General features: G+C 69.5%; 21 protein-coding genes and 1 other RNA gene. 13 read left to right on the top strand and 9 right to left on the bottom strand.

Going from position 1 to position 20,297, the window contains the following annotated elements:
* Nucleotides 1-41 precede the first annotated feature (41 nt).
* The 3 genes from OG584_RS25615 (at nucleotide 42) to OG584_RS25605 (ending at nucleotide 1,847) form a co-directional block, all read left to right on the top strand.
* Nucleotides 42-500, top strand: coding sequence for a lamin tail domain-containing protein (locus OG584_RS25615; protein WP_405781222.1), 459 nt, complete (start codon nucleotides 42-44; stop codon nucleotides 498-500).
* Nucleotides 501-573: 73 nt separating this feature from the next.
* Nucleotides 574-930 (top strand): MazG-like family protein, encoded by a 357-nt coding sequence (locus OG584_RS25610; RefSeq protein ID WP_405781220.1) that lies wholly within the window; start codon nucleotides 574-576, stop codon nucleotides 928-930.
* A 29-nt stretch (nucleotides 931-959) separates the two neighbouring features.
* The gene (locus tag OG584_RS25605; RefSeq protein WP_405781218.1) at nucleotides 960-1,847 is read left to right on the top strand and encodes a PhzF family phenazine biosynthesis protein; all 888 of its coding nucleotides are present in this window, start codon (nucleotides 960-962) and stop codon (nucleotides 1,845-1,847) included.
* Nucleotides 1,848-1,867: 20 nt separating this feature from the next.
* Here the strand turns inward: OG584_RS25605 and OG584_RS25600 are convergent, their stop codons facing one another.
* Together OG584_RS25600 and OG584_RS25595 are read right to left on the bottom strand one after the other, a co-directional pair.
* Nucleotides 1,868-3,013, bottom strand: a complete 1,146-nt coding sequence (locus OG584_RS25600) for a D-alanyl-D-alanine carboxypeptidase family protein (protein WP_405781217.1) — start codon at nucleotides 3,011-3,013, stop codon at nucleotides 1,868-1,870.
* An 85-nt stretch (nucleotides 3,014-3,098) separates the two neighbouring features.
* Nucleotides 3,099-3,371: a hypothetical protein gene (locus tag OG584_RS25595; protein ID WP_405781216.1), complete on the bottom strand. Its 273-nt coding sequence runs from the start codon at nucleotides 3,369-3,371 to the stop codon at nucleotides 3,099-3,101.
* A 275-nt stretch (nucleotides 3,372-3,646) separates the two neighbouring features.
* Between OG584_RS25595 and OG584_RS25590 the strand changes: the two genes are divergently transcribed.
* The 7 genes from OG584_RS25590 to OG584_RS25560 all read left to right on the top strand — a co-directional run bounded on the left by OG584_RS25590 (nucleotide 3,647) and on the right by OG584_RS25560 (nucleotide 11,266).
* Nucleotides 3,647-4,642 carry a LuxR C-terminal-related transcriptional regulator gene (locus tag OG584_RS25590; protein ID WP_405781214.1) on the top strand — a complete coding sequence of 332 codons (996 nt, stop codon included), beginning with the start codon at nucleotides 3,647-3,649 and terminating at the stop codon, nucleotides 4,640-4,642.
* Nucleotides 4,643-4,921: 279 nt separating this feature from the next.
* Nucleotides 4,922-5,161, top strand: coding sequence for a hypothetical protein (locus OG584_RS25585; protein WP_405781212.1), 240 nt, complete (start codon nucleotides 4,922-4,924; stop codon nucleotides 5,159-5,161).
* A gap of 65 nt (nucleotides 5,162-5,226) precedes the next feature.
* Nucleotides 5,227-6,264, top strand: coding sequence for a DMT family transporter (locus OG584_RS25580; RefSeq protein ID WP_405781211.1), 1,038 nt, complete (start codon nucleotides 5,227-5,229; stop codon nucleotides 6,262-6,264).
* A 113-nt stretch (nucleotides 6,265-6,377) separates the two neighbouring features.
* A complete protein-coding gene (locus OG584_RS25575) occupies nucleotides 6,378-7,565 on the top strand; it encodes a M20/M25/M40 family metallo-hydrolase (protein ID WP_405781210.1) in 1,188 nt (395 codons plus the stop codon).
* 338 nt (nucleotides 7,566-7,903) lie between these two features.
* The gene (locus tag OG584_RS25570; protein WP_405781208.1) at nucleotides 7,904-8,089 is read left to right on the top strand and encodes a DUF3311 domain-containing protein; all 186 of its coding nucleotides are present in this window, start codon (nucleotides 7,904-7,906) and stop codon (nucleotides 8,087-8,089) included.
* Nucleotides 8,086-9,573 (top strand): sodium:solute symporter, encoded by a 1,488-nt coding sequence (locus tag OG584_RS25565; RefSeq protein ID WP_405781207.1) that lies wholly within the window; start codon nucleotides 8,086-8,088, stop codon nucleotides 9,571-9,573. The genes OG584_RS25570 and OG584_RS25565 overlap by 4 nt, the downstream gene beginning before the upstream one ends.
* 244 nt (nucleotides 9,574-9,817) lie before the next feature.
* Nucleotides 9,818-11,266, top strand: a complete 1,449-nt coding sequence (locus tag OG584_RS25560) for an MFS transporter (RefSeq protein WP_405784288.1) — start codon at nucleotides 9,818-9,820, stop codon at nucleotides 11,264-11,266.
* A gap of 45 nt (nucleotides 11,267-11,311) precedes the next feature.
* Here the strand turns inward: OG584_RS25560 and OG584_RS25555 are convergent, their stop codons facing one another.
* On the bottom strand, nucleotides 11,312-11,815 hold the full coding sequence (locus OG584_RS25555) for a GNAT family N-acetyltransferase (protein ID WP_405781205.1): 504 nt from the start codon (nucleotides 11,813-11,815) through the stop codon (nucleotides 11,312-11,314).
* A gap of 658 nt (nucleotides 11,816-12,473) precedes the next feature.
* Here OG584_RS25555 and OG584_RS25550 point away from each other — a divergent pair.
* Nucleotides 12,474-13,136, top strand: coding sequence for a hypothetical protein (locus tag OG584_RS25550; protein WP_405781204.1), 663 nt, complete (start codon nucleotides 12,474-12,476; stop codon nucleotides 13,134-13,136).
* A gap of 497 nt (nucleotides 13,137-13,633) precedes the next feature.
* Here OG584_RS25550 and rnpB read toward each other — a convergent pair.
* Nucleotides 13,634-14,038, bottom strand: an RNA gene (rnpB, locus tag OG584_RS25545) — RNase P RNA component class A.
* A gap of 53 nt (nucleotides 14,039-14,091) precedes the next feature.
* Nucleotides 14,092-14,661 carry a Uma2 family endonuclease gene (locus OG584_RS25540; RefSeq protein WP_405784287.1) on the bottom strand — a complete coding sequence of 190 codons (570 nt, stop codon included), beginning with the start codon at nucleotides 14,659-14,661 and terminating at the stop codon, nucleotides 14,092-14,094.
* A 256-nt stretch (nucleotides 14,662-14,917) separates the two neighbouring features.
* On the opposite strand from OG584_RS25540, the gene yaaA reads away from it, so the two are divergent.
* Both yaaA and eda read left to right on the top strand, forming a co-directional pair.
* The gene (yaaA, locus tag OG584_RS25535; RefSeq protein WP_405781203.1) at nucleotides 14,918-15,700 is read left to right on the top strand and encodes a peroxide stress protein YaaA; all 783 of its coding nucleotides are present in this window, start codon (nucleotides 14,918-14,920) and stop codon (nucleotides 15,698-15,700) included.
* Between the two features lie 73 nt (nucleotides 15,701-15,773).
* Nucleotides 15,774-16,391 carry a bifunctional 4-hydroxy-2-oxoglutarate aldolase/2-dehydro-3-deoxy-phosphogluconate aldolase gene (eda, locus tag OG584_RS25530; protein ID WP_405781201.1) on the top strand — a complete coding sequence of 206 codons (618 nt, stop codon included), beginning with the start codon at nucleotides 15,774-15,776 and terminating at the stop codon, nucleotides 16,389-16,391.
* Between the two features lie 48 nt (nucleotides 16,392-16,439).
* On the opposite strand, the gene OG584_RS25525 is transcribed toward eda, so the two are convergent.
* The 4 genes from OG584_RS25525 to OG584_RS25510 all read right to left on the bottom strand — a co-directional run bounded on the left by OG584_RS25525 (nucleotide 16,440) and on the right by OG584_RS25510 (nucleotide 20,296).
* A complete protein-coding gene (locus OG584_RS25525; RefSeq protein WP_405784285.1) occupies nucleotides 16,440-17,603 on the bottom strand; it encodes a bifunctional RNase H/acid phosphatase in 1,164 nt (387 codons plus the stop codon).
* Nucleotides 17,603-18,346, bottom strand: a complete 744-nt coding sequence (locus OG584_RS25520; RefSeq protein WP_405784283.1) for a zinc ribbon domain-containing protein — start codon at nucleotides 18,344-18,346, stop codon at nucleotides 17,603-17,605. The genes OG584_RS25525 and OG584_RS25520 overlap by 1 nt, the downstream gene beginning before the upstream one ends.
* Complete coding sequence (locus OG584_RS25515; RefSeq protein WP_405781200.1) at nucleotides 18,343-19,197, bottom strand: Nif3-like dinuclear metal center hexameric protein; 855 nt, start codon at nucleotides 19,195-19,197, stop codon at nucleotides 18,343-18,345. The genes OG584_RS25520 and OG584_RS25515 overlap by 4 nt, the downstream gene beginning before the upstream one ends.
* 61 nt (nucleotides 19,198-19,258) lie before the next feature.
* Nucleotides 19,259-20,296 carry an ABC transporter substrate-binding protein gene (locus OG584_RS25510; RefSeq protein WP_405781199.1) on the bottom strand — a complete coding sequence of 346 codons (1,038 nt, stop codon included), beginning with the start codon at nucleotides 20,294-20,296 and terminating at the stop codon, nucleotides 19,259-19,261.
* Between the last annotated feature and the right edge of the window lies 1 nt (nucleotide 20,297).

Genomic DNA, 20,297 nt, shown 5'->3' with positions numbered 1-20,297 from the left:
ACTTCAAGCTTTCTTCACATTTCCCTCACCAGGAGCGCACCTTGCGCATACGTTCCACGGCTCCCGCCGCACTGATCGTCGCCGCCCTCGCGGGAGCGCTGCTCGCTGCCGCGCCGAGCGCCTCGGCGGCCACATCGCCCGTGCAGATCAGCAAGGTCCAGTACGACTCGCCGGGCAAGGACACCCGTACCACCAAGAGCCTCAACGGCGAGTGGGTACGGCTCCAGAACCGGAGCAAGGGCACCGTCAGCATCAAGGGCTGGAAGGTGACCGACGCGAGCCGGCACACCTACACCTTCGGCAGCGTCACGCTGAAGCGGAATCAGTCGGTCACCGTGTACACCGGCAAGGGCAAGAACACGACGGCGTCCAAGTACCAGGGACGCGGCGCGTATGTGTGGAACAACGACCGCGACACCGCGACGCTGGCGGACTCCAAGGGCAAGAAGAAGGACAGCGTCTCGTGGTCGCACCCAGGCAAGGGGTACGTCACCAGCTGACCGGCTGAGCCCACCGGCAGGGGCCGGGGGCTGAGTCCACCGGCAGGGGCCGGGGCGTGGCAGGGTTCCGCGCATGGACGAACAAGCCTGGACCACCGTCGCTCAACTCCACGCCTGGCTGGCCGAGTCCGCGCCGCTTCCCCCTCGGGAGGAGGCCCTGTTCCGGGTCCTCAAGCTGTCGGAGGAGGTCGGCGAGGTCGCCCAGGCGCTCATCGGCGCCACCGGCCAGAACCCCCGCAAGGGCGCGTCGCACAGCTGGCAGGACGTGGAGGCCGAGCTGTGCGACGTGATCGTGACGGCGATGGTGGCCCTGCGCACGCTGACCCCGGACGCGGCCGGGGTCTTCGCCGGACATCTGGAGCGGGTCGCGGACCGCTCCCTGGGGCGGCCGGGGCAGCTCCCCCGCGAGGGCGACGGCCGCCGGGAATGAGCGGGGTGGCGCGGCGGTTGGCGACGGACATGACGTCACACCCTCACCCGCGTCCCGAGATCCTCCGCTACACCGCCTTCTCCACCGACCCGGCAGGCGGCAACCCCGCCGGGGTCGTTCTGGACGCCACCGGTCTCGACGACGCGGCGCAGCTCGCGATCGCGGCGGAGCTCGGCTACAGCGAGACCGCCTTCCTGACGGCGCCGCCGGAAGGGCTCGGCGGGGAGCCGGGGCGCGCGTTCACCGTCCGGTACTTCAGCCCGCAGGCCGAGGTCCCGTTCTGCGGGCACGCGACGGTCGCCACCGCCATCGCGTTCGCCGAACGGCACGGCCCCGGTGATCTCCTCCTCGCCACCCGTGCGGGCACCGTGCCGGTCACGGTGGCCGAGGAGGGCGGCGCGCTGCGTGCGACGCTGACGAGCGTCGAGCCCGCTGTCCTCGATGTGGGTGACGACGACATCGACGAGGCGCTTCGGGCGCTCGGCTGGCAGCGGTCCGAACTCGACCCGGCCTTCCCGCCCCGGATCGCCTACGCGGGCGCGCGCCACCTGGTGCTGGCCGCCTCGGCCCGGTCCAGGCTGGCGGAACTCTCGTACGACTTCGACCGGCTGGCCGCCTTCATGCGCACCCTGGACCTGACCACCCTCCAGCTGGTGTGGCGAGAGTCGGGGACCGTCTTCCACGTGCGGGATCCGTTCCCGGTGGGCGGGGTGGTCGAGGACCCGGCGACCGGAGCCGCCGCCGCCGCGTTCGGTGCGTACGCCCGCGAGCTGGGCATCGTCGCGGCGGACGCCGTGCTCACGCTCCGCCAGGGCGCGGACATGGGCCGCCCCGGCGAACTGACCGTCACACTGCGGGCGGACGACGCCCGGGTACGGGTGAGCGGCACCGGCGCCCGCATCCCGGAGAGCAGCTGACGGGGCGCCCGGCGGCCAGGTCAGTGCTTGCGGACGCGGCGAGGCTTGCGGTTGCGCAGGGTCACCGCGCCGGCGGCGAGCAGCGCGGCCATCCCACCGCCCGCGCCGAGCAGCGGCCAGGAGGAGTCGCCGGAGCCACCGGAGCCGGACGGCGCCCCGTTCGGGCCGGGCGCCGGGGCGGCCGCGGATGCCGACGGGCGGCCGCCCTCACTGACCGGGGCGACAAGGGTCCCGACCGGGGCCACCCGGCCGGCGGCCCGGAAACCCCAGTCGAGGAGCGCCGAGGTGTCCTTGTACACCAGGTCGTACCCGTTCACCGGGTGCATGACGGTGACCAGCAGGGTGCGGCCGTCCCGGGTGGCGGCGCCGGTGAAGGTGTTCCCGGCGTGCGTGGTGTATCCGTTCTTGACGCCGATCATCCCCTGGTACACACCGAGCAGCCGGTCGGTGTTCTGGATCTGGAACTTCTTGCCGCCCCTCGCGGGGAACTCCGCGGTCCGGGTGGCGCAGTAGCCCCGGAAGTCGGTGTTCCGCAGCCCGTGCCGGGCGAATAGCGACAGGTCGTACGCCGATGACACCTGCCCGGCGTGGTCGTATCCGTCCGGGCTGACCACATGCGTGTCGAGGGCCTGCAGGTCCACGGCCTTGGCCGCCATCTCGCGCACGGTGGAGGCCACACCGCCGTTCATGGCGCTCAGCACATGGACGGCGTCGTTGCCGGAGCGCAGGAAGACCCCGTGCCACAGCTGGTCGACGGTGTACGAGGTTCCGGCCTCGACGCCCACCAGGCTGCTGCCCTCCGGTATGCCCGCCAGATCGGCCGCGGTGACCCGGTGCTTGCGTGCCTTGTCGAACTTGGGGAGCACGGTGTCCGCGAAGAGCATCTTCAGCGTGGAGGCGGGCGGCAGCCGGTGGTGCGCCCGGTAGGCCGCCAGGATGTCCCCGCTCTCGTAGTCGGCGACGAGCCACGACCGGGCCGCGGCATGCGGAACCGGGGGCGCTCCGGCGGCTCGCCGTACCTGTATGCCGTCGAGGCCGAGCCGCTCACCACCCACGGTGGTGGCGGCCGAGGCAGGGGTGGCCCCGGTGGCGAGGAGCGCGGCGGGCACGGCAGCGGCGGCGAGGCCGAGCACTGCGCGCCGGGAGGGCGAAGCGTCGCTGGTCACTGAGGGATCGTACGAACCGGAGCCGGGCCCGTGTGCGCCGGGGGGCGGATCGTACGGATGTACCCAAGCCCGGTCCGGCTGTGTCTCACACCCGTGCGGCCTGCCATCCCCGGAGAGCGGGCGAGGTCTCGGTCGCCCGCCGGGCGATGTTCCGAGCGGCATCGGTGGCCGCCCCCGCGTCGGATGCCTTGATGAAGAAGGTGAGGTGGGCGCGGGCCGCTCCGGGGTGCAGATGGAGATGTTCCAGGCCGTCCCCCGGGAGGGCGGACACCCAGAAGAGGTCCACGTCGCCCGGCGAGAGCACGGTGCGCGGCGGCGGGTTCCCGTGGGGTGTGAGGGTGACTGTGACGATGTGCATCGACCGACCTCCGTCGGGAGGGGAGCAGCATGGGCATGGGCGATCGGGGACGAGAAGGAAACAAGAAGCACATGCAAAGGATGAGGAAGCAGAGAGGAGGTGAAATCGGTCTGCTCCGGCGATCCTCCGGCCGTGCGATGCGGGTCGGTAGGGGTGGGAGCTGGCATGAAGTGCTCGCGGCAAGAGGTTGCCCGACCCGGCAGGCAACTGCGAAGATCAATGTGTTCCGGGGGCGGACAGGACATCCCACTATGTGCAGTACGAGGGGGTTTGTCTTGCTGTCCGCGCTGGGCATCGACGAGCGTGCCGAGGCCGTCTACCGGCTCATGCTCGACCGGTCCGACTGGGGCGTCGCCGAGATCGCCGCACATCTGGGGCTGCCCGAGACCGAGGTCCGCGTCGCCCTCGACCGGCTGGCCGAGCTGAATCTGCTGCGTTCATCGCTCCTGACCGAGGGTTCGCTCCGCCCGATCAACCCCGCTGTGGGTATTCCGCTCCTGCTCGCCGAGCAGGAGCGCCAAGTGCTGCGTACACAGCAGCAGTTCGCCGAGACCCAGGCCGCGGCCATGCGGCTGCTGGAGGAGTACGCCGACCGCGGGGCGGCCCGTCATGACATGGAGCAGCTGGTCGGCATCGACGCCATCCAAGACCGTCTCGAACAGCTCGCCCACTCCTGCACCTCACGGGTCATCTCGTTCATGCCCGGTGGCGCGCAGTCGGCGGCGAGCCTGAAGGCGAGCAGACCGCTGGACCGGTCCGCCCTGGAGAGAGGCGTCGAGCTCCTCACCGTCTACCAGGACAGCGTCCGCAACGACCCGGCCTCGCTCGCGTACGCGCAGTGGCTGACGCAGCTCGGCGGGCAGGTCCGCACCGCCCCGGTCCTGCCGGTCCGTATGGTGCTCTTCGACGACCGGGCCGCCCTGCTGCCGGTCGATCCCGACAACACCCGACGCGGAGCTGTCCAGTTGGGCGGTCCGGGGGTGATCGTGGCCCTGGTGTCCTTGTTCGACGCGGTGTGGCAGCGCGCCGCGCCCTTCGGTACCGACCGCGACCGTGAGCTCAACGACGAGGGGCTCACCGGGCAGGAAGCCCAGCTCCTGCGGCTGCTCTCGCAGGGGCTGACCGACGAGATCGCGGCCCGCCGGCTCGGCATCGGACTGCGGACCGTGCGGCGCATGATGGCCGACCTGATGAGCCGTCTGGACGCCCGTTCACGCTTCGAGGCGGGTGCGCGGGCGGTGCAGCGGGGCTGGCTCGACGAGGAGCAGTAGGCCGTGTGCGCCGAGTTCGCGGGCCGGCCGGTCCGGCGCCGGGCCCGCGGCCCTGGCCGGGTTCTGCCACCCGTGTCCCGCATCGGACGGTGACCTGCGGCAATGACGGCATGAGCGTGCCGAGTGCAGTAGCTGCCACCCGGAACCCCTGTCCCCGCCCGAGCGGATCGGGAAGTCTGTTCATCACCAGGGCGGCGCGCCGGACCGGAAACGACGCAACCGGCGCCCCTCTGGGAGAACTTCCCGGAACGATCACTGCTCTCGACTTGGGGTACCACTATGTCCGCCACACGCCGCATTGCCACTGTTTCCGCCGTTTCCGCTGTCGCCGCTCTCGCCTTCACCGGACTCACCGGACTCACCGGACTCACCGGACTCACCGGTGGAGCGGCGGCGGACCAGGGGACCGCGCCCGGTCACCTCCGGGCCGCGCACACAGTGGCAGCGGCCGGCGCCACGGGCATCGGCTGGGACAGCGCCACTCCTCAGGAGAACAAGAGCAGCATCGGCTGGGACTGACCCGTGGGGGCACCCGGGAAAGCCCCGCCATCCGAATACAGAGACCACGTAAAGAGAGATTTGTGATGCAGCAGTTGGAAACGCCCGTGGAGCCGGTCCCGGCCGAGGAGTCCGCACCGCCCCCGGAGACCGCGCAGGCCCGGACCGCACCGGCGCCCGGGGCGACCGTCCCGGCCGAGGCGGCCGGGACGCGGGCGGCCCGCACGATGGTGTGGCTCGGCCCGGTCCTTGCGACCGTCGCCACACTCATCTGGTCCGGGAACTTCGTCATCGCCCGCGCGCTGCACGAGGACGTGGCCCCCGTACAGACCGCGTTCTGGCGGTGGATCATCGCGATGCTGGCGGTGCTGCCCTTCGCCGCGAAGGCCGTGTGGCAGCAACGCCATCTGATCCGCACCCACTTGCGCTATCTCGTCGCCGCCGCACTGCTGGGCGTCACCTTGTTCAACACCCTGATCTACCAGGCAGGACGGTCCACCAGCGCCACGAACCTCGCGTTGATCGCCGCCGCCTCACCCGTGCTGATCGTGTTGTTCGGAATGATCGGCCGCGGTGGCGAGAAGGTCACGGGCCGGCGTGCCGTCGGCATGGTGGTGGCGCTCGTCGGTGTCGTCGCGCTGGTGTCCAAGGGTTCGCTCTCGGTCCTGCTGCACATGGACTTCGCCGTCGGCGACCTGTGGATGCTTGCCGCGACCGCCACCTTCGCCGGGTACACCGCTCTCCTGCGGCGCAGGCCCGACGGGATCACCGGCATCTCGTTCCTGTTCACGACCTTCGTGCTGGGTACGGCGATCCTCGCCCCCGTCTATGTGGTGAGCCTGGTCGTCCAGGGCGGTTTCACACCGACGGGCGGCACGGTCGGCGCGCTGCTCTACATCGGTGTCGCCTCTTCGGCCGTCGCGTACTTCACCTGGAACAAGGCAATCGACCTGATCGGTGCGGCGCGGGCCGGAATCATCTACTACCTCCAGCCCGTCTTCGTCGCGATCGTCTCCTACCTCGCCCTGGGGGAGGCCACCAGCGGGATGCAGGTCGTCTGCATGGCGCTGATCATCACCGGCATCGCGCTCGGCGCCGGCAAGAAAACCGGCAAGAAGAACTGAGGAGCGCCGCACCGCACCGTGCCGACCACGCGACCCGTCGGACACACACCAGCGCAACGGCTCCCGAACCGGCCCCGAACCGACTTCCCAGACCCGCAAGGACATCACGCACCATGGACAACGCACCTGTACCCGGCATCAACGCCCAGCGGCTGCTCACCGACCTCACCCACCTCTCCCAGATCGGAGCCGGCCCCGACGGCTCGATCCACCGCATCGCCGGGAACAAGGCCGACTGGGCCGGACGTGACTGGATCGACAAGACCATGCGGGTGGAGGGGCTTCACTCGTACTACGACGACACCGGCAATGTCTTCGCCAGAAGGAAGACCAGCGGCGGCCCCTGGCTGCTGATCGGCTCCCACGCCGACACCGTGCCGGGAGGCGGTCATCTCGACGGCGCGTACGGGGTGATCGCGGCGATGGAGGTACTGCGCACCCTGCACGAGACGGGCCACCCCATGGCCGACCACGTGGAGACCGTCGCCTGGTTCGACGAGGAGGGCGTGACACCGGCCTCGAACGGCGGGCTCGTCGGCTCGACCGCGCTCACCCGGGACCCGCACGCCGAGGAACTGATCGGCTATCTGGAACTCCATGTGGAACAGGGCCCGCGGATGGAGGCGTCCGGACTCGAACTGTCCCCGGTGACCGGCATCGTCGGCGTGCGCCGCTACACCCTCACCGCCCGCGGCCAGGAGAACCACGCGGGGACCACACCGTTCCATCTGCGGTCCGACGCGGGGCGCGTCGCCTCCCGTATGGCGGCGGCCCTGCGGGACATCTGCACCGAGGCGGACCCGTTCTCCATCGGCAACGCCGGGGTCATCGAGTTCGGCCCCGGAGCGGCGAACGTGGTGCCCGGTACGGCGCGGACCGAGATCGAGATCCGGGCCGGCGAGGAGAGCATCCTCGACCTCATCGAGGCGGAGCTCCGGGACCGGCTCGCACAGGTCGCCGTGGAGGAGTCCTGCACCGCGGCCCTGGAGCGCACATCCGCGAAGCCCGCCGCACGGTTCGACAAGCGGCTGGTGGACACCGTGGACGACGTGTGCCGGAGCCGTACGACGGCGTGCGAGCCGCTGCTTTCGTACGCGGGTCACGACGCGAGCGTCATCAGCACCCGGCTGCCGACGGCGATGCTGTTCGTCCCCTCCACGGGAGGGTTCTCCCACTCCAACCGGGAACACACCCCCGACAATCAGCTGGTTCTCGGCACCCAGGCCCTGCTGGACGCAGTGGTGCGGGTGAGTTCGCTGCTGCTGAACAGCAAGGACAGCGATGTCGTCCTCGCCGCCTGATCCGTAGCCCGCCCAGCGGCGCGCACCGGACCTCACCACGCGTCACGGGCCCCTCCGACTCATCTCCGGCGGGGCCCGGAGCCGTTCGGGCTCCGCGGTCCGAACGGGTCGGCTCCCCCGGCCGACCCGCTCCCGCCGCGATGCGGGATGCGGGATGCGGGATTTTCCGTCGGGATCATGACACCCTGCCTGAGGGTTGACAGTGTTCCGTCATCGGACGCTAGTCTCGAATCGGAAACACGATTCCGCATAGTGGAATAACAGCGCTCACCACTACCCCGGGACGACACATGCCCCCTGCGCGCAAGCCCCGTCCGGCCGGCAGCATCCTTCTCCCCATGCTCGCGGCGGTCCCGTTCATCGGAATCCTCGGCGGAATCCGGTTCGCCAACCGCGTCACGCCCTACGTCCTCGGAATGCCTTTCATCCTGTTCTGGATCGTTCTGTGGGTGGCCCTGATCTCGGTGGTCATGGCCGTGATCTACAAGCTCGACCCCCGCAACCGCGAGGAGCACCAGGCATGACCGCACTCGTCGTCATCCTCGGCTTCCTCCTGGTCGCCATCTGCCTCGGCCTGCAGGCGCGCCGCGGCAAGGACATGAATCTCGAAGAGTGGTCCGTCGGCGGGCGCAGCTTCGGGACGACCTTCGTCTTCCTGCTGCTCGCCGGCGAGATCTACACGACCTTCACCTTCCTCGGCGCCTCGGGCTGGGCGTACGGGAAGGGCGGCCCCGCCCTCTACATCCTGTGCTACGCCGCACTGGCCTACGTGATGTCGTACTGGCTGCTCCCGACGATCTGGCGCTACGCCAAGGAGCACCGGCTCGTCTCGCAGTCCGACTTCTTCGCCAGGAAGTTCGACAGCCCCCTGCTCGGCGCGCTGGTCGCCCTGGTCGGTGTCGTGGCGATGGTCCCGTACCTGGTCCTCCAGCTGACCGGCATGGGCATCATCGTCTCGGAGGCCTCGTACGGTCATATCTCCAAGACCCTCGCGGTTATCATCGGCACTGTCGCCCTGACCGTGTACGTGACCATCTCCGGCATCCACGGCTCGGCCTGGACCGCGGTCCTCAAGGACGTCCTGATCCTGTCGGTCGTCCTGTTCCTCGGCATCTATCTGCCGTTGCACTACTCCGGCGGGGCGGGCCGCATGTTCCACACCATCGACTCGGCGAAGCCCGGGTTCCTGACCCTCCAGCACAGCGGACTCAGTCCGTCCTGGTTCATCTCGACGGTCCTGCTGTCCACTCTGGGGTTCTACATGTGGCCGCACTCGTTCAGCGCCTCCTACAGCGCGCAGAACGAGCGCGTGTTCCGCCGGAACGCCATCTTCATGCCGCTCTACCAACTCGTCCTGCTCTTCGTCTTCCTGGCCGGTTTCGCCGCGCTCATCGCCGTTCCCGGCCTCAAGGGAGCCGACGCCGACCTGTCGCTGCTGCGGATCACGGTCAAGTCGTTCGATCCCTGGTTCGTGGGGGTCGTCGGCGGTGCCGGTGTGCTCACCGCGCTCGTCCCCGGGTCCCTGCTCCTGCTGACCTCGGCGACCTGCCTGGCCAAGAACGTCTACAAGCTCGCCCGGCCCGCCACGACGGATCAGTCGGTGGGCCGGCTGGCCAGGCTGCTGGTGCCCGTACTGGCCCTGATCGCGCTCTTCTTCACCTTCAACGGCGGCAGCAGCATCGTGAATCTGATGCTCATGGGCTACTCCCTGGTGACCCAGCTCTTCCCGGCGCTGCTGCTCAGCCTGGCGCCGCGCAAGGTGGTCAGCAAACAGGGCGCGGCCGCGGGCATCGTCGTGGGTGTCCTGATCGTCGGCGCGGTGACCGTCACCGGCGCCACCGTCGGCAGCCTGCTTCCGGGGCTGCCACAGGCCGTCAAGGACCTGAACGTCGGCGTCATCGCGCTCGTGGCCAACACTCTCGTGATGTTCGCCGTCTCGGCGGTGTCGCGCGGCACGGTGAGCGATGCGGCCCCTGAAGCACAGGCGAAGGACGGCCTGCCCGCATGACGTGGTCGCCGCCGGCGCTTCGGCACCCCGTACGCGGGCACAGGAGGCGCCGGGGGCGGGGCCACGCCGGTGAGCCGGCGTGCGGGTGGCAGGACGGAACAGGCGCCAAGATCATGGAAGCCGGGCCGGACCGGCCTGCGGCCCGGCCCGGCGCCCGGTCCTCCGGCCGGGGAGCGACGGCTCTCGGCGTCAGCCTGGAGGGGAGACCACCGAGGAAAGGTTGAATGCTGTGGCTTCGCAGTCCCTGAGCGGTTCAGGTCCGGAACAGCACGGCACATCCGGAAGCCCGGCGGACCCCGACCCGCGGCGCTGGAAGGCGCTCGGGGTGTGCCTGATCGCCGGCTTCATGACGCTCCTGGATGTATCCATCGTCAACGTCGCCCTGCCCTCGATCCGCGAAGGCCTGCACACCCCGGAATCCGATCTGCAGTGGGTGCTGTCCGGTTACGCGCTCTCTTTCGGCCTGTTCCTCATCCCGGCAGGACGGCTGGGCGACGCGAGGGGCCGGCGGGCGGTGTTCATGGCGGGCCTCGCCCTCTTCACCGTCGCGTCGGCGGCCTGTGGCGCGGCGCAGTCGAGTACGTGGCTGGTGGTCGCACGGCTGGTGCAGGGCCTGGCCGGCGGCCTGATCTCACCCCAGGTCTCCGCACTGATCCAGCAGATGTTCTCGGGCCGTGAGCGCGGCAGGGCCTTCGGGATGTTCGGCACGGTGGTGGGTATTTCGACAGCTGTGGGACCGCTCCTCGGCGGTCTGCTGATCCAGGCGGCGGGCCCGGACGAGGGCTGGCGATGGGTCTTCTACGTCAACCTTCCGCTGGGCGCGGTCTGCCTCCCGCTGGCCCGACGGCTTCTGCCCGACACCCCGGAAGCCGGCCATGTGCGGCTGCGCGACCTCGACCCGCTCGGGGTGTTCCTGCTCGGCGCCGGCGTACTGGCGCTGCTGCTGCCGTTCGTACAGGCCCAGCAGTGGCACGGATGGCAGAAGTGGCTGCTGCTCCCGGTCGCACTGCTGCTGCTCGGCGCTTTCGCGTGGTGGGAGTCCCGCTGCTCTTCGCGTGGCATCCAGCCCGTACTGAATCTGGAGCTCTTCCGGGTGCGTTCGTACTGGCTGGGATGTCTGCTGATCCTGCTGTACTTCGCCGGGTTCACGTCCATCTTCTTCATCAGCACGCTCTACCTGCAGAGCGGACTGCACTACAGCGCGCTGCTCGCCGGGCTGGCCATCACCCCCTTCGCGCTCGGCTCGGGAGCCACGGCGATCCTGGGGGGCCGGCTGGTGAGCCGTTTCGGCCGGCCCCTCATCGCCACCGGGCTGACCATGGTGGTGATCGGGCTGGGGGGCACGGCCCTGGCGGTGCACATGGTGCCCGGCCGCGGAGCGGGCTGGGCGATGGCAGCGCCGCTGCTGCTGGCGGGGCTGGGGAGCGGCCTGGTGATCGCCCCCAACCAGACGCTGACGCTCTCCGAGGTACCGGTGGCGATGGGCGGCAGCGCGGGAGGCACGCTCCAGACCGGCCAGCGGGTGGGCTCGGCCGTCGGCATCGCGGCGGTGGGCTCCGTCTTCTTCGCCCAGGTGGCGGACGGCTGGCCGACTGCGTACGACCACGGCCTGATCGTGTCGGTCGCCTTCGTGGTCGCCGCGCTGGTGGGGGCTCTGACGGACATCGGCGCGAGCCGCCTCAAGCACAAGTGAAGGACCGGGGCACAAGGACGGCAGGCCGCGGGGCAGCCCCCCGTGTCACGGCAATGAGCGTGTGAGCCACACCACTTCGCCGCTGTCCTCCGTGGAAACGTGATCCCGCTCGAACCCGACCTTCTCCAGGACCCGGAGCGACGGCGTGTTCCACGCGCCGACGGTCGACCAGAGACGTTTGCGCCCGGTCGCGGCAGCGGCTTCGAGCACCGCACCGGCCGCCTCGGTGGCATAGCCGTTCCCATGCACACGCTCGAACAGCTCATACGCGATTTCGGGCTCCTCCACGGTGGAGCGGCCGATGATCAACCCGCAGTAGCCGATGAAGTCGCCTTCGTCGCGGCGCTGGATGGGCAGCAGGGCGAACCCGGTCGTCGCCGTCGCGCCGAGCAGCTCCGCGATGGACCCCCGGGTGTGCTCGACCGTGGGCGTCCCCTTGCCGCGTTCGCCGAGAAGGGCGCTGAACTCAGCGGCGTCCGACTGGGCCCACGGCCGCAGTATCAGCCGCTCGGTCTCTAGGTGGAACGGCATCGTCCCGTACGTAGCCATGCACCTACTCTGCCTCATGGGTCCACCGGTCCGGGGATATGGGTCAGAGGCTTCAGGGGCAGACGAGCCGGCCTGTACGCCGGGGAGTGTCGCCGCAGCTGCGGGGACTGACGCTTGGGGTGCGCGGTGGCGGACAAGCACCCGACCACGCGGCCAACATGTGGACACATATCGTGACTCGCCTCATGTATTCACGAATTTCACGCGCGCGATGAATGCGGGATACGGTTATGGTTTTCTGGAGATTTACTCCCGTTCGCCTACTGGCTCGATTCGTCCCGTTGGCGGCAGATATAGAGAATCTACTTAATGCGCAATAAATGAGAGGGTTGACCGAATGGGAAACTTGCGGTTCGCGCTTGGCTCAGCCGTCGCTGTCCTGGCAATATTTGCAAGCGCTTGCAGTGGCGGCGGAACCTCTTCGCGTAGCCACGCCAGTCGTTCCCCGGCTACCCCCACGAAATCTGACGCACCCAGTGGCGTGTCTGTTGCTGTGTCTCTCCCTTCAGTCGTTCCCGGAGCCTCGCGAAGCATTGTTAGCCTAACGATTAAAAATCGCGGGAAGGCCCGGAACGTGAAAGTCATGCTTCAGTTCGATGAGCCACACATTTCCGTAGAGCAGCACGAGGCAACCAGTAAAAGGTGGGTTAAGATCCCAATGACCCAGCAGGCTGATGCGCCGGGAACCAAAATAGAGGGTGCGTATTCTAGCGTTATTCCGTCGGGTACTAGCAAACAACAGCTCCGCGTCACGCCGAAAGTCTCGACAGGAACGCTATCGGCGCGGGCGACACTGAGGGAAAACGGGAAATCCTTGGCGGAGGGGAAGGCTTCCTCCCCAATCAGGTTTGCCTCATTCGAAACAGGAAAGGTTCCGACTAGCGTTCGAAAAAAAGACGCTTGGACTGAACTCAATTTCTCTCTAAAGAATGTTTCGGATATTTCTTATCCCGCTGTAACGGTACGCGTGGATGAGACCTGCACCGGTAGTAATGTTACCCGGTGCGCGAAGGGCGAAGCTGATCTGGATTCGGTCTACCGGCTACAATGGCGGAATGGCACAAAATGGACGGATGTGCAATCCAGCGTAACGGGGTGGGGAGAAGGGTCCGATAGGACTGTGAGTAGTATTCCAGTTATCTCGACCCTCCCTCTTCCGGCAAATAAGACGAGGAACATCCGCCTTCGGATCGCATTGACTTCGGCCCTGAGTGTGGCCAAGGCGAAAGGAAGTGTCAATGTCATCGCGCACGATGGGAAAACGGCGTCTGACGGAGCCGGAGCCTTCGTCGGCACGGGAACTGAATTCGATATCGGCTGACGGGCACCGTTTTACCTAATGAGGTACAGCGAGAGTTGTGTATGCAGTTGACCGTCGACCGAAGTTGACCATCGTGCGCGACGCGGCGTAGCCCTCAACGACCTGCCGTCTCTCAGCGGGGCTGAGGCCGATGACCGGCCTCAGCCCCGCTTCGCGTTCTCGGCCCCGCGGCTCCGCCAAGCCCATCCCCGCGGTACGCCAGCGCGTTCACGGATTCCGCCGAGCAGGGCTGTCGGGGAGGTTCACGCCTGAAGCCGCCGAGCCGCCTTTCGACCCACATGGTGGACCTCGAAGCAGCGGCCCAGAACAGCGGCCATGTTGACCCGATCAGGCCCTGCCTACGCCCGGACCCAACCCCTCTTCTCATGGCTACTTTCATGGCTACGTACGTAGCCACACGAACCCGTTTCTGCCCGTGTGTCGGGTTGTAGGGAACCCCGTGAGAAGGCAAGCAATAGGGCCCAACCAAAAAAACACCTGGTCAGAGGCTTCAGGGGCAGACGAGCCGGCCTGTACGCCGGGTTCTGTCGCCCGGAGACCTCGCGGTCGCCGGGGAGACGGCCATCCATCTACGACCGGCATTGCTGCCGGCCTCCTGCGGTCTACCCGCGAACTCGGGCGAGCAGCCCTCGGACGTCCGCGCAAAGCCGTCTCGCGACGGCCTCTCTTGACCTTGCTCCAGGTGGGGTTTACCTAGCCGCCTGAGTCACCTCAGGCGCTGGTGGTCTCTTACACCACCGTTTCACCCTTACCGGGGGCCTTGCGGACCCCGGCGGTCTGTTTTCTGTGGCACTGTCCCGCGGGTCACCCCGGGTGGCCGTTAGCCACCACCTTGCTCTGTGGAGCCCGGACGTTCCTCGGGAGGGTCCAGAAGATCCTCACGCGGCCGTCCGGCCGACTCGTCTGCCGTGTGGGTCATGCTACCCGCCGGGCAGGGGCCGCCCGGACCAGGACGTCAGACGAAGTCGGCGGTCTCCAGCTCGAAACCGAAGGGCTCCGGGAGGGCCAGGGACTTGCCGAACGGGATGGTGCGGAGCTGCCGGTAGTCGTCGGCCTCCGGATCGCTGAACAGCGTCACCGAGGACTGCTCGCGGTCGACCAGAAGATGGATAGGGATGGCCCCGCGTGCGTAGCAGCGGCGCTTGCCCTCCCGGTCGGCCCGCGGCTTGCTGGAGGTGACCTCGACCACCAGGGCCACGCCGTCGCAGGGCATCCACGGCTCGGCTCCCCGGAACAGCCGCTGAGCGGTGGGGGCGAACGTGGCGTCGGGGATGGCATGGTTCTTGGGGCAGGCTCCGCCGCTCTTCAGCTTAAGACCCTTGTTCCCGGAGAAGTCCATGTCCGTTCGCGAACGTCTGGTCACCTGCTTCACCACCAGGTTGATGTAGTCCTCATGATCCCCGTCCGGCGGCGGCGTCACGACAATCTCCCCCTCGATCAGCTCCGCGCGGAAGCCCTCCGGCGTCTCCAGCGCCAGGAAGCCCTCCAGCAGGACCTCTGCCTGCGTGAGCGGTTCATGCGGCATGGCAGTCATGTCACGCCCCTTCCTCGGTCGCTCGCCAGAGTGGGACATCGGCTGCTCCACCGTCCGTGAGATGGGAGATCTTCCCCCGATCGTGGCACACGTCGACACCGGCGGAGGGCTGCCGGGAGTTCCGGTCCCGGAGGCGTCGGAAATGACGGACGGCGGGCCGCCGCGGGCCGCCGCAGCCGGGGCCCGGCTCGGCTGCGAGGCCCGATTACCCTGGCAGTCGCTGTTGTACGTACGAAGGAGACCCGCCGTGCTCGTGCTCTTGCCGCCGTCCGAGGGAAAGGCCGCGAGCGGCTCCGGTACTCCGCTGAAGCCGGAGTCCCTCTCGCTGCCCGGACTGGCGGACGCACGGGCCGCGGTACTGGACGAGCTCGTCGAGCTGTGCGCGGCCGACGAGGAGAAGGCGCGCGAGGTTCTCGGGCTGAGCGAGGGGCTGCGCGGCGAGGTCGCCAAGAACGCGGGGCTGCGGACGACGGGCGCCCGGCCCGCCGGGCAGATCTACACCGGGGTGCTGTACGACGCACTGGACCTCGCCTCGCTGGACGCAGCGGCGCGGCGGCGGGCCGAGGCGTCGCTGCTGGTCTTCTCGGGGCTGTGGGGCGCGGTACGGATCACCGACCGGATTCCCTCGTACCGCTGCTCGATGGGCGTGAAGCTCCCGGGGCTCGGGGCACTGGGCTCCTACTGGCGCGGGCCGATGGCCGACGTCATGCCGGAGGCCGCGGGCGAGGGCCTGGTACTCGATCTCCGGTCGGCCGCCTACACCGCGGCCTGGAAGCCGAAGGGCGAGGTCGCCGACCGTACGGCGTCGGTACGCGTGCTCCACGCACCGACCCGGAAGGTCGTCAGCCACTTCAACAAAGCGACGAAAGGGCGGATCGTGCGGGATCTGCTGCTCACGGGCGGCGTTCCGGCCGGGCCCGACGAGCTGGTGGAGGCGTTGCGGGAGCTGGGTTACGAGGTGGAGATCCCCGGTCCGGTGAAGCCGGGGAAGCCCCTGCAGCTGGATGTGCTGGTGGACGAGATTCACTGACCGGCCCGGCTGCCCGTTGCGCGGTGTGCAACGCGCGTTGCGCAGGGCGTGTGCGACGGGGCAGGATGCCGGTATGACTTCCGTGCTTGACCTTGCCCCTGTCGTCCCTGTTGTCGTCATCGACGATGCCGCCGATGCCGTACCGCTGGCGCGGGCCCTGGTCTCGGGCGGGCTGCCCGCGATCGAGGTGACGTTGCGGACACCCGCAGCGCTGGACGCGATCCGTGCCATCGCCGCCGAAGTACCGGAGGCCGTGGTCGGTGCCGGCACCGTGATCTCCCCCGACGGCGTCGCGCAGGCCGTGTCCGCGGGGTCCAGGTTCCTGGTCAGCCCCGGCTGGTCGGACCGGCTGCTCGGTGCGATGACCGAATCCGGCGTGCCGTTCCTGCCGGGGGTGTCCACGACGTCGGAGGTCGTGGAGCTCCTGGAGCGCGGGATCACCGGGATGAAGTTCTTCCCCGCGGAGGCCGCGGGTGGCACGGCCTATCTGAAGTCCCTCGGCGGGCCCCTCCCGCAGGCGCGGTTCTGCCCCACCGGCGGCATCTCACTGGCGTCGGCGCCCTCGTACCTGGCACTGCCGAACGTGGCGTGCGTGGGCGGCACCTGGATGCTGCCGGCCGATGCGCTGGCCGCGCGGGACTGGGACCGGGTGGAGCAGCTGGCCCGGGGCGCCGCGGCACTGCGCGGCTGAACCGCCGGGGGCCGGTCCCGCACGGCCGTCCCCCGGCCCGCCAGTGGCTCAGCGCAGGTGCGAGGTGTCGTTCAGCAGCCGTACCGACGCGTTGCCGTCCGCGTAGTAGGCGACCGTCGACACCGATGCCGCCGAGAGTTCCATCCTGAAAAGGGACTCCGGAGGTGCGCCCAGCGCGAGCCGTACCAGCGTCTTGATCGGTGTGACGTGCGTGACCACCAGAACTGTGGTGCCGCGGTGGCCTTCGATCAGGCGGTCGCGTGCCGCGGCGACCCGGCGGGTCACCGTCGCGAAGCTCTCGCCGCCGCCCGTCGGCGCCGCCTCCGGTGAGGCCAGCCAGGCGTCCAGATCGGCCGGGTACTGTTCGCGCACCTCGCCGAAGGTCAGCCCCTCCCAGGCCCCGAAGTCCGTCTCGCGCAGGCCGTCTTCGATCCGTACCTCAAGGCCCAGCCGGTCGGCGACCGTCCGGGCTGTCTCGCGGCAGCGGCGCAGGGGCGAGGAGACGACCGCCCCGATCGTGGAGCGGGCCGCGAAGGCGGTGGCGGCGTCGGCCGCCTGCCCGCGGCCGACGGCGGACAGCTCGGGATCCGTACCCCCGCTGCCGGAGAACCGCTTCTGCGGCGTGAGCAGCGTCTCGCCGTGGCGCAGCAGGACGAAGGTCGCGGGGGCGCCCAGGTCGGCGGGGGCCGCCCAGCCGACGGAGGGCGCCGCGCCGGTTCCGGCGGGCGTCCGCCCGGCGGCCGCCGCGGACCCCTCGCGGCCGGCGAGTTCCGCCGTCGAGCCGGACGCCTCCCACTGCCTGCCGTCCCGGCCCGCGTCCATCGCCTCGTTGGCGAGCCTGTCCGCGTGCTTGTTCTGCGCGCGGGGGATCCACTCGTACGTCACCTGCTCCCGGGGCAGCACCGTGGCCGCCTCGGCGGCCAGCGGTTTCATGTCGGGGTGCTTGATCTGCCAGCGCCCCGACATCTGCTCGACGACGAGCTTGGAGTCCATCCGCACCCGGACCCGGGCCGACGGGTCCAGCGCGGCGGCTGCGCGCAGGCCGGCGATCAGGCCCCGGTACTCGGCCACGTTGTTCGTGGCGACGCCGAGGTACTCCGCGGCCTCGGCGAGGGTCTCCCCGGTGGCCGGGTCGAGTACGACAGCGCCGTAGCCCGCCGGCCCCGGATTGCCCCGGGAGCCGCCGTCCGCCTCGACGACGAACTCCCGCATCAGATACCCGAGTCGGCCGTACGCACCAGGATGCGGCGGCAGTTCTCGCACCGCAGCACCGTGTCGGGGGACGCGGCCTTGACCTCGTTCACCTCGGTGATGTTGAGCTCGAGGCGGCAGCCCTCGCAGCGGCGCTGGTAGAGCAAGGCGGCTCCGACGCCGCCCTGCTGCTCCCGCAGCTTCTCGTAGAGCTTCATCAGGTCGGCGGGGACCGAACCGGCCACGATCTCGCGCTCCTTGGAGAGCGAGGCGACCTCCCGGTCGATCTCGGTGGCGGCCACGTCCCGGCGCTCGGTGGCGTCGGCCGCCTTGGTCTCGACGGACGCGACGCGCTCGGTGAGCTCGGTGGCCCGCTCCTGGGCGGACTCGCGGCGCTCCATGACCTCCAGGACCACGTCCTCCAGGTCACCCTGGCGCTTGGCCAGTGAGGTGATCTCGCGCTGGAGGTTCTCCAGGTCCTTGGGCGAGCTGACCGCACCGGAGTCGAGACGCTGCTGGTCGCGGAGCGAGCGCTGGCGGACCTGGTCGACGTCCTGCTCGGCCTTGGTCTGCTCGCGGGCGGTGTCGCTCTCCTCGGTCTGCACGGCGACGCGCAGGTCACGGAGCTGGGTGAGGTCCTTGGTCAGGGAGTCGATCTCGGCGTGCTCCGGCAGCGACTTGCGCTTGTGCGCGAGCTGCGACAGGCGTACGTCGAGGGACTGGACGTCGAGGAGTCGGATCTGGTCGGCGTGCGCGGCGTTCAGTTGGGGGCTCCAGAATGATCGGTTGCGGTGGACGCCGCGTGGGCGGTCCAGGGGTCTGTGACCGTACGGGACACGTGGGTGCGCAGACCCCATCCGTTGCGGTCGGAAATCTCGTCGAGCTGGGCGGCGGCCTGGGTGCACCAGGGCCACTCGGTGGCCCAGTGCGCCGCGTCGAGCAGCCCGAGCGGCGACTGCTGCACGGCCTCCGACACCGGGTGGTGGCGCAGGTCCGCGGTGAGGAAGGCGTCGACTCCGGCAGCGCGTACCTGGTCGAAGAGGCTGTCGCCGGAGCCGCCGCTCACCGCGACGGTGTGCACGAGGCTGTCGGGGTCGCCCGCGGCGCGGACGCCCTGCGCGGTGGCGGGGAGCCGGGCCGCGGCCAGCGCGGCGAACTCCCGCAGCGGCAGCGGGTGGTCCAGCTCACAGATCCGGCCGAGACCGCGGCGGCCGAGCGGATCGGTGGGGTCGGGCACGAGCGGGCCCACGACCCGCAGGTCCAGCGCGCCCGCGAGCGCGTCGGAGACACCGGGGTCGGCGGTGTCGGCGTTGGTGTGCGCGACGTGCAGGGCAATGCCGTGCCTGATCAGGGTGTGGACGACCCGGCCCTTGAAGGTGCCGGCGGCGACCGTCGTCGTACCGCGCAGGTACAGCGGGTGGTGCGTCACGATCAGCTGGGCGCCGAGCCTCACGGCCTCGTCGGCGATCTCCTGTACGGGGTCGACGGCGAACAGGACACGGTCGACGGTGTCACCGGGGTCGCCGCAGACCGTGCCGACGGCGTCCCAGGATTCGGCGCGCTCGGGCGGCCACAGGGCGTCGAGGGCGGAGAGGACTTCAGACAGACGGGGCACGGTTACAGGTTACCCGCGCTCCGTACCCCGGCTGCCGGTCGGTCCCGGGGGACCTGCTGACCTACTTGACGAGGTAGCCCTGGAGGTCGTCGAGGACCCTGTTGGCCGCGGTCACACCGAGACCGAGGTACCAGGTCTCGTCCGGGACGTTCTTCGCCTGCCCGTCCTTGACCGCCCTGAGGTTCTTCCAGAGCGGGTTGGCCTGGACGGTGTCGCGCTTGGTGGCCTTGGGGTCGCCGTACACGCCGGTGAAGATCCAGTCCGCGTCGGCCGAGTCGATCTTCTCGGGGCTGACCTCCACCGCGAGGTCCTCGACCTGCTGGCTCCTGGGCCGCGGCAGCCCGGCGTCCTTGAGGATCGTGCCGATGAAGGAGTCCTCGGCGTACAGCCGGATCCGGTCCGGCATGTAGCGGACCATCGAGATGACCGGCTTGTGGGCGCCGACGTCGGAGCCCAGCTTCCGCGCGCGCTTCTCGTACGCGCCGAGCTCGGCCTCGGCCCGGTCGGTCCGGTCCAGCGCCGCGGCGTTCAGCAGATAGTTCTGCTTCCAGGTGAAACCGGGGCGGATGGAGAAGACGGTCGGGGCGATCTTCTTGAGCTGGTCGTACTTGTCCGCCGCGCGCAGCTGGCTGCCGAGGATCAGGTCCGGGTGGAGGTTGGCGATGGCCTCCAGGTTCAGGCTGTTGATGGTGCCGACGTTCTTCGGGTTGCCCGCGTTCTTCTTCAGGTAGCCGGGGATGCCCTCGCTGCCCTCGGTGGGCGCGTAGCCGACCGGCTTGATGCCGAGCGAGACGACGTTGTCCAGCTCGCCGACGTCGAGCACCACGACGCGCTTCGGCTTCGCCTTGATCACGGTCTTGCCCATGGCCTGGGTGACGGTGCGCGGGAACCGGCCGGGCTTCGCGTCCGTGCCGAGCGCTGCGGTCTTCTTCGCAGCGTCACCGAAGTCCTTGCCTCCGGTGGCGACGTCCTTCTTCGCCGCCGAGCCGTCCTTGCCCGAGCCCGGTCCGCCGTCACCGCTGCTTCCACAGGCGGTGAGGGCGAGGGCGCCGGTGAGCGCGAGGGCGGCGGCAGCGGCGCTGCGGCGACGTACGGACATG

The sequence above is a fragment of the Streptomyces sp. NBC_00859 genome (genome assembly GCF_045161865.1).
GTDB lineage: Bacteria > Actinomycetota > Actinomycetes > Streptomycetales > Streptomycetaceae > Streptomyces.
The sequence above is the reverse complement of the archived record's forward strand: the minus strand, read 5'-3'. Positions and strand labels throughout refer to the sequence as shown.

Excerpts from the sequence above, each read along its gene's own strand:
- OG584_RS25610 (WP_405781220.1), top strand. The coding sequence starts at position 574 with ATGGACGAACAAGCCTGGACCACCGTCGCTCAACTCCACGCCTGGCTG.
- OG584_RS25605 (WP_405781218.1), top strand. The coding sequence starts at position 960 with ATGACGTCACACCCTCACCCGCGTCCCGAGATCCTCCGCTACACCGCC.
- OG584_RS25595 (WP_405781216.1), bottom strand. The coding sequence starts at position 3,371 with ATGCACATCGTCACAGTCACCCTCACACCCCACGGGAACCCGCCGCCG.
- OG584_RS25585 (WP_405781212.1), top strand. The coding sequence starts at position 4,922 with ATGTCCGCCACACGCCGCATTGCCACTGTTTCCGCCGTTTCCGCTGTC.
- OG584_RS25580 (WP_405781211.1), top strand. The coding sequence starts at position 5,227 with ATGCAGCAGTTGGAAACGCCCGTGGAGCCGGTCCCGGCCGAGGAGTCC.
- OG584_RS25575 (WP_405781210.1), top strand. The coding sequence starts at position 6,378 with ATGGACAACGCACCTGTACCCGGCATCAACGCCCAGCGGCTGCTCACC.
- OG584_RS25570 (WP_405781208.1), top strand. The coding sequence starts at position 7,904 with ATGCTCGCGGCGGTCCCGTTCATCGGAATCCTCGGCGGAATCCGGTTC.
- OG584_RS25565 (WP_405781207.1), top strand. The coding sequence starts at position 8,086 with ATGACCGCACTCGTCGTCATCCTCGGCTTCCTCCTGGTCGCCATCTGC.
- OG584_RS25555 (WP_405781205.1), bottom strand. The coding sequence starts at position 11,815 with ATGGCTACGTACGGGACGATGCCGTTCCACCTAGAGACCGAGCGGCTG.
- OG584_RS25550 (WP_405781204.1), top strand. The coding sequence starts at position 12,474 with ATGACCCAGCAGGCTGATGCGCCGGGAACCAAAATAGAGGGTGCGTAT.
- OG584_RS25540 (WP_405784287.1), bottom strand. The coding sequence starts at position 14,661 with ATGCCGCATGAACCGCTCACGCAGGCAGAGGTCCTGCTGGAGGGCTTC.
- eda (WP_405781201.1), top strand. The coding sequence starts at position 15,774 with ATGACTTCCGTGCTTGACCTTGCCCCTGTCGTCCCTGTTGTCGTCATC.
- OG584_RS25525 (WP_405784285.1), bottom strand. The coding sequence starts at position 17,603 with ATGCGGGAGTTCGTCGTCGAGGCGGACGGCGGCTCCCGGGGCAATCCG.
- OG584_RS25510 (WP_405781199.1), bottom strand. The coding sequence starts at position 20,296 with ATGTCCGTACGTCGCCGCAGCGCCGCTGCCGCCGCCCTCGCGCTCACC.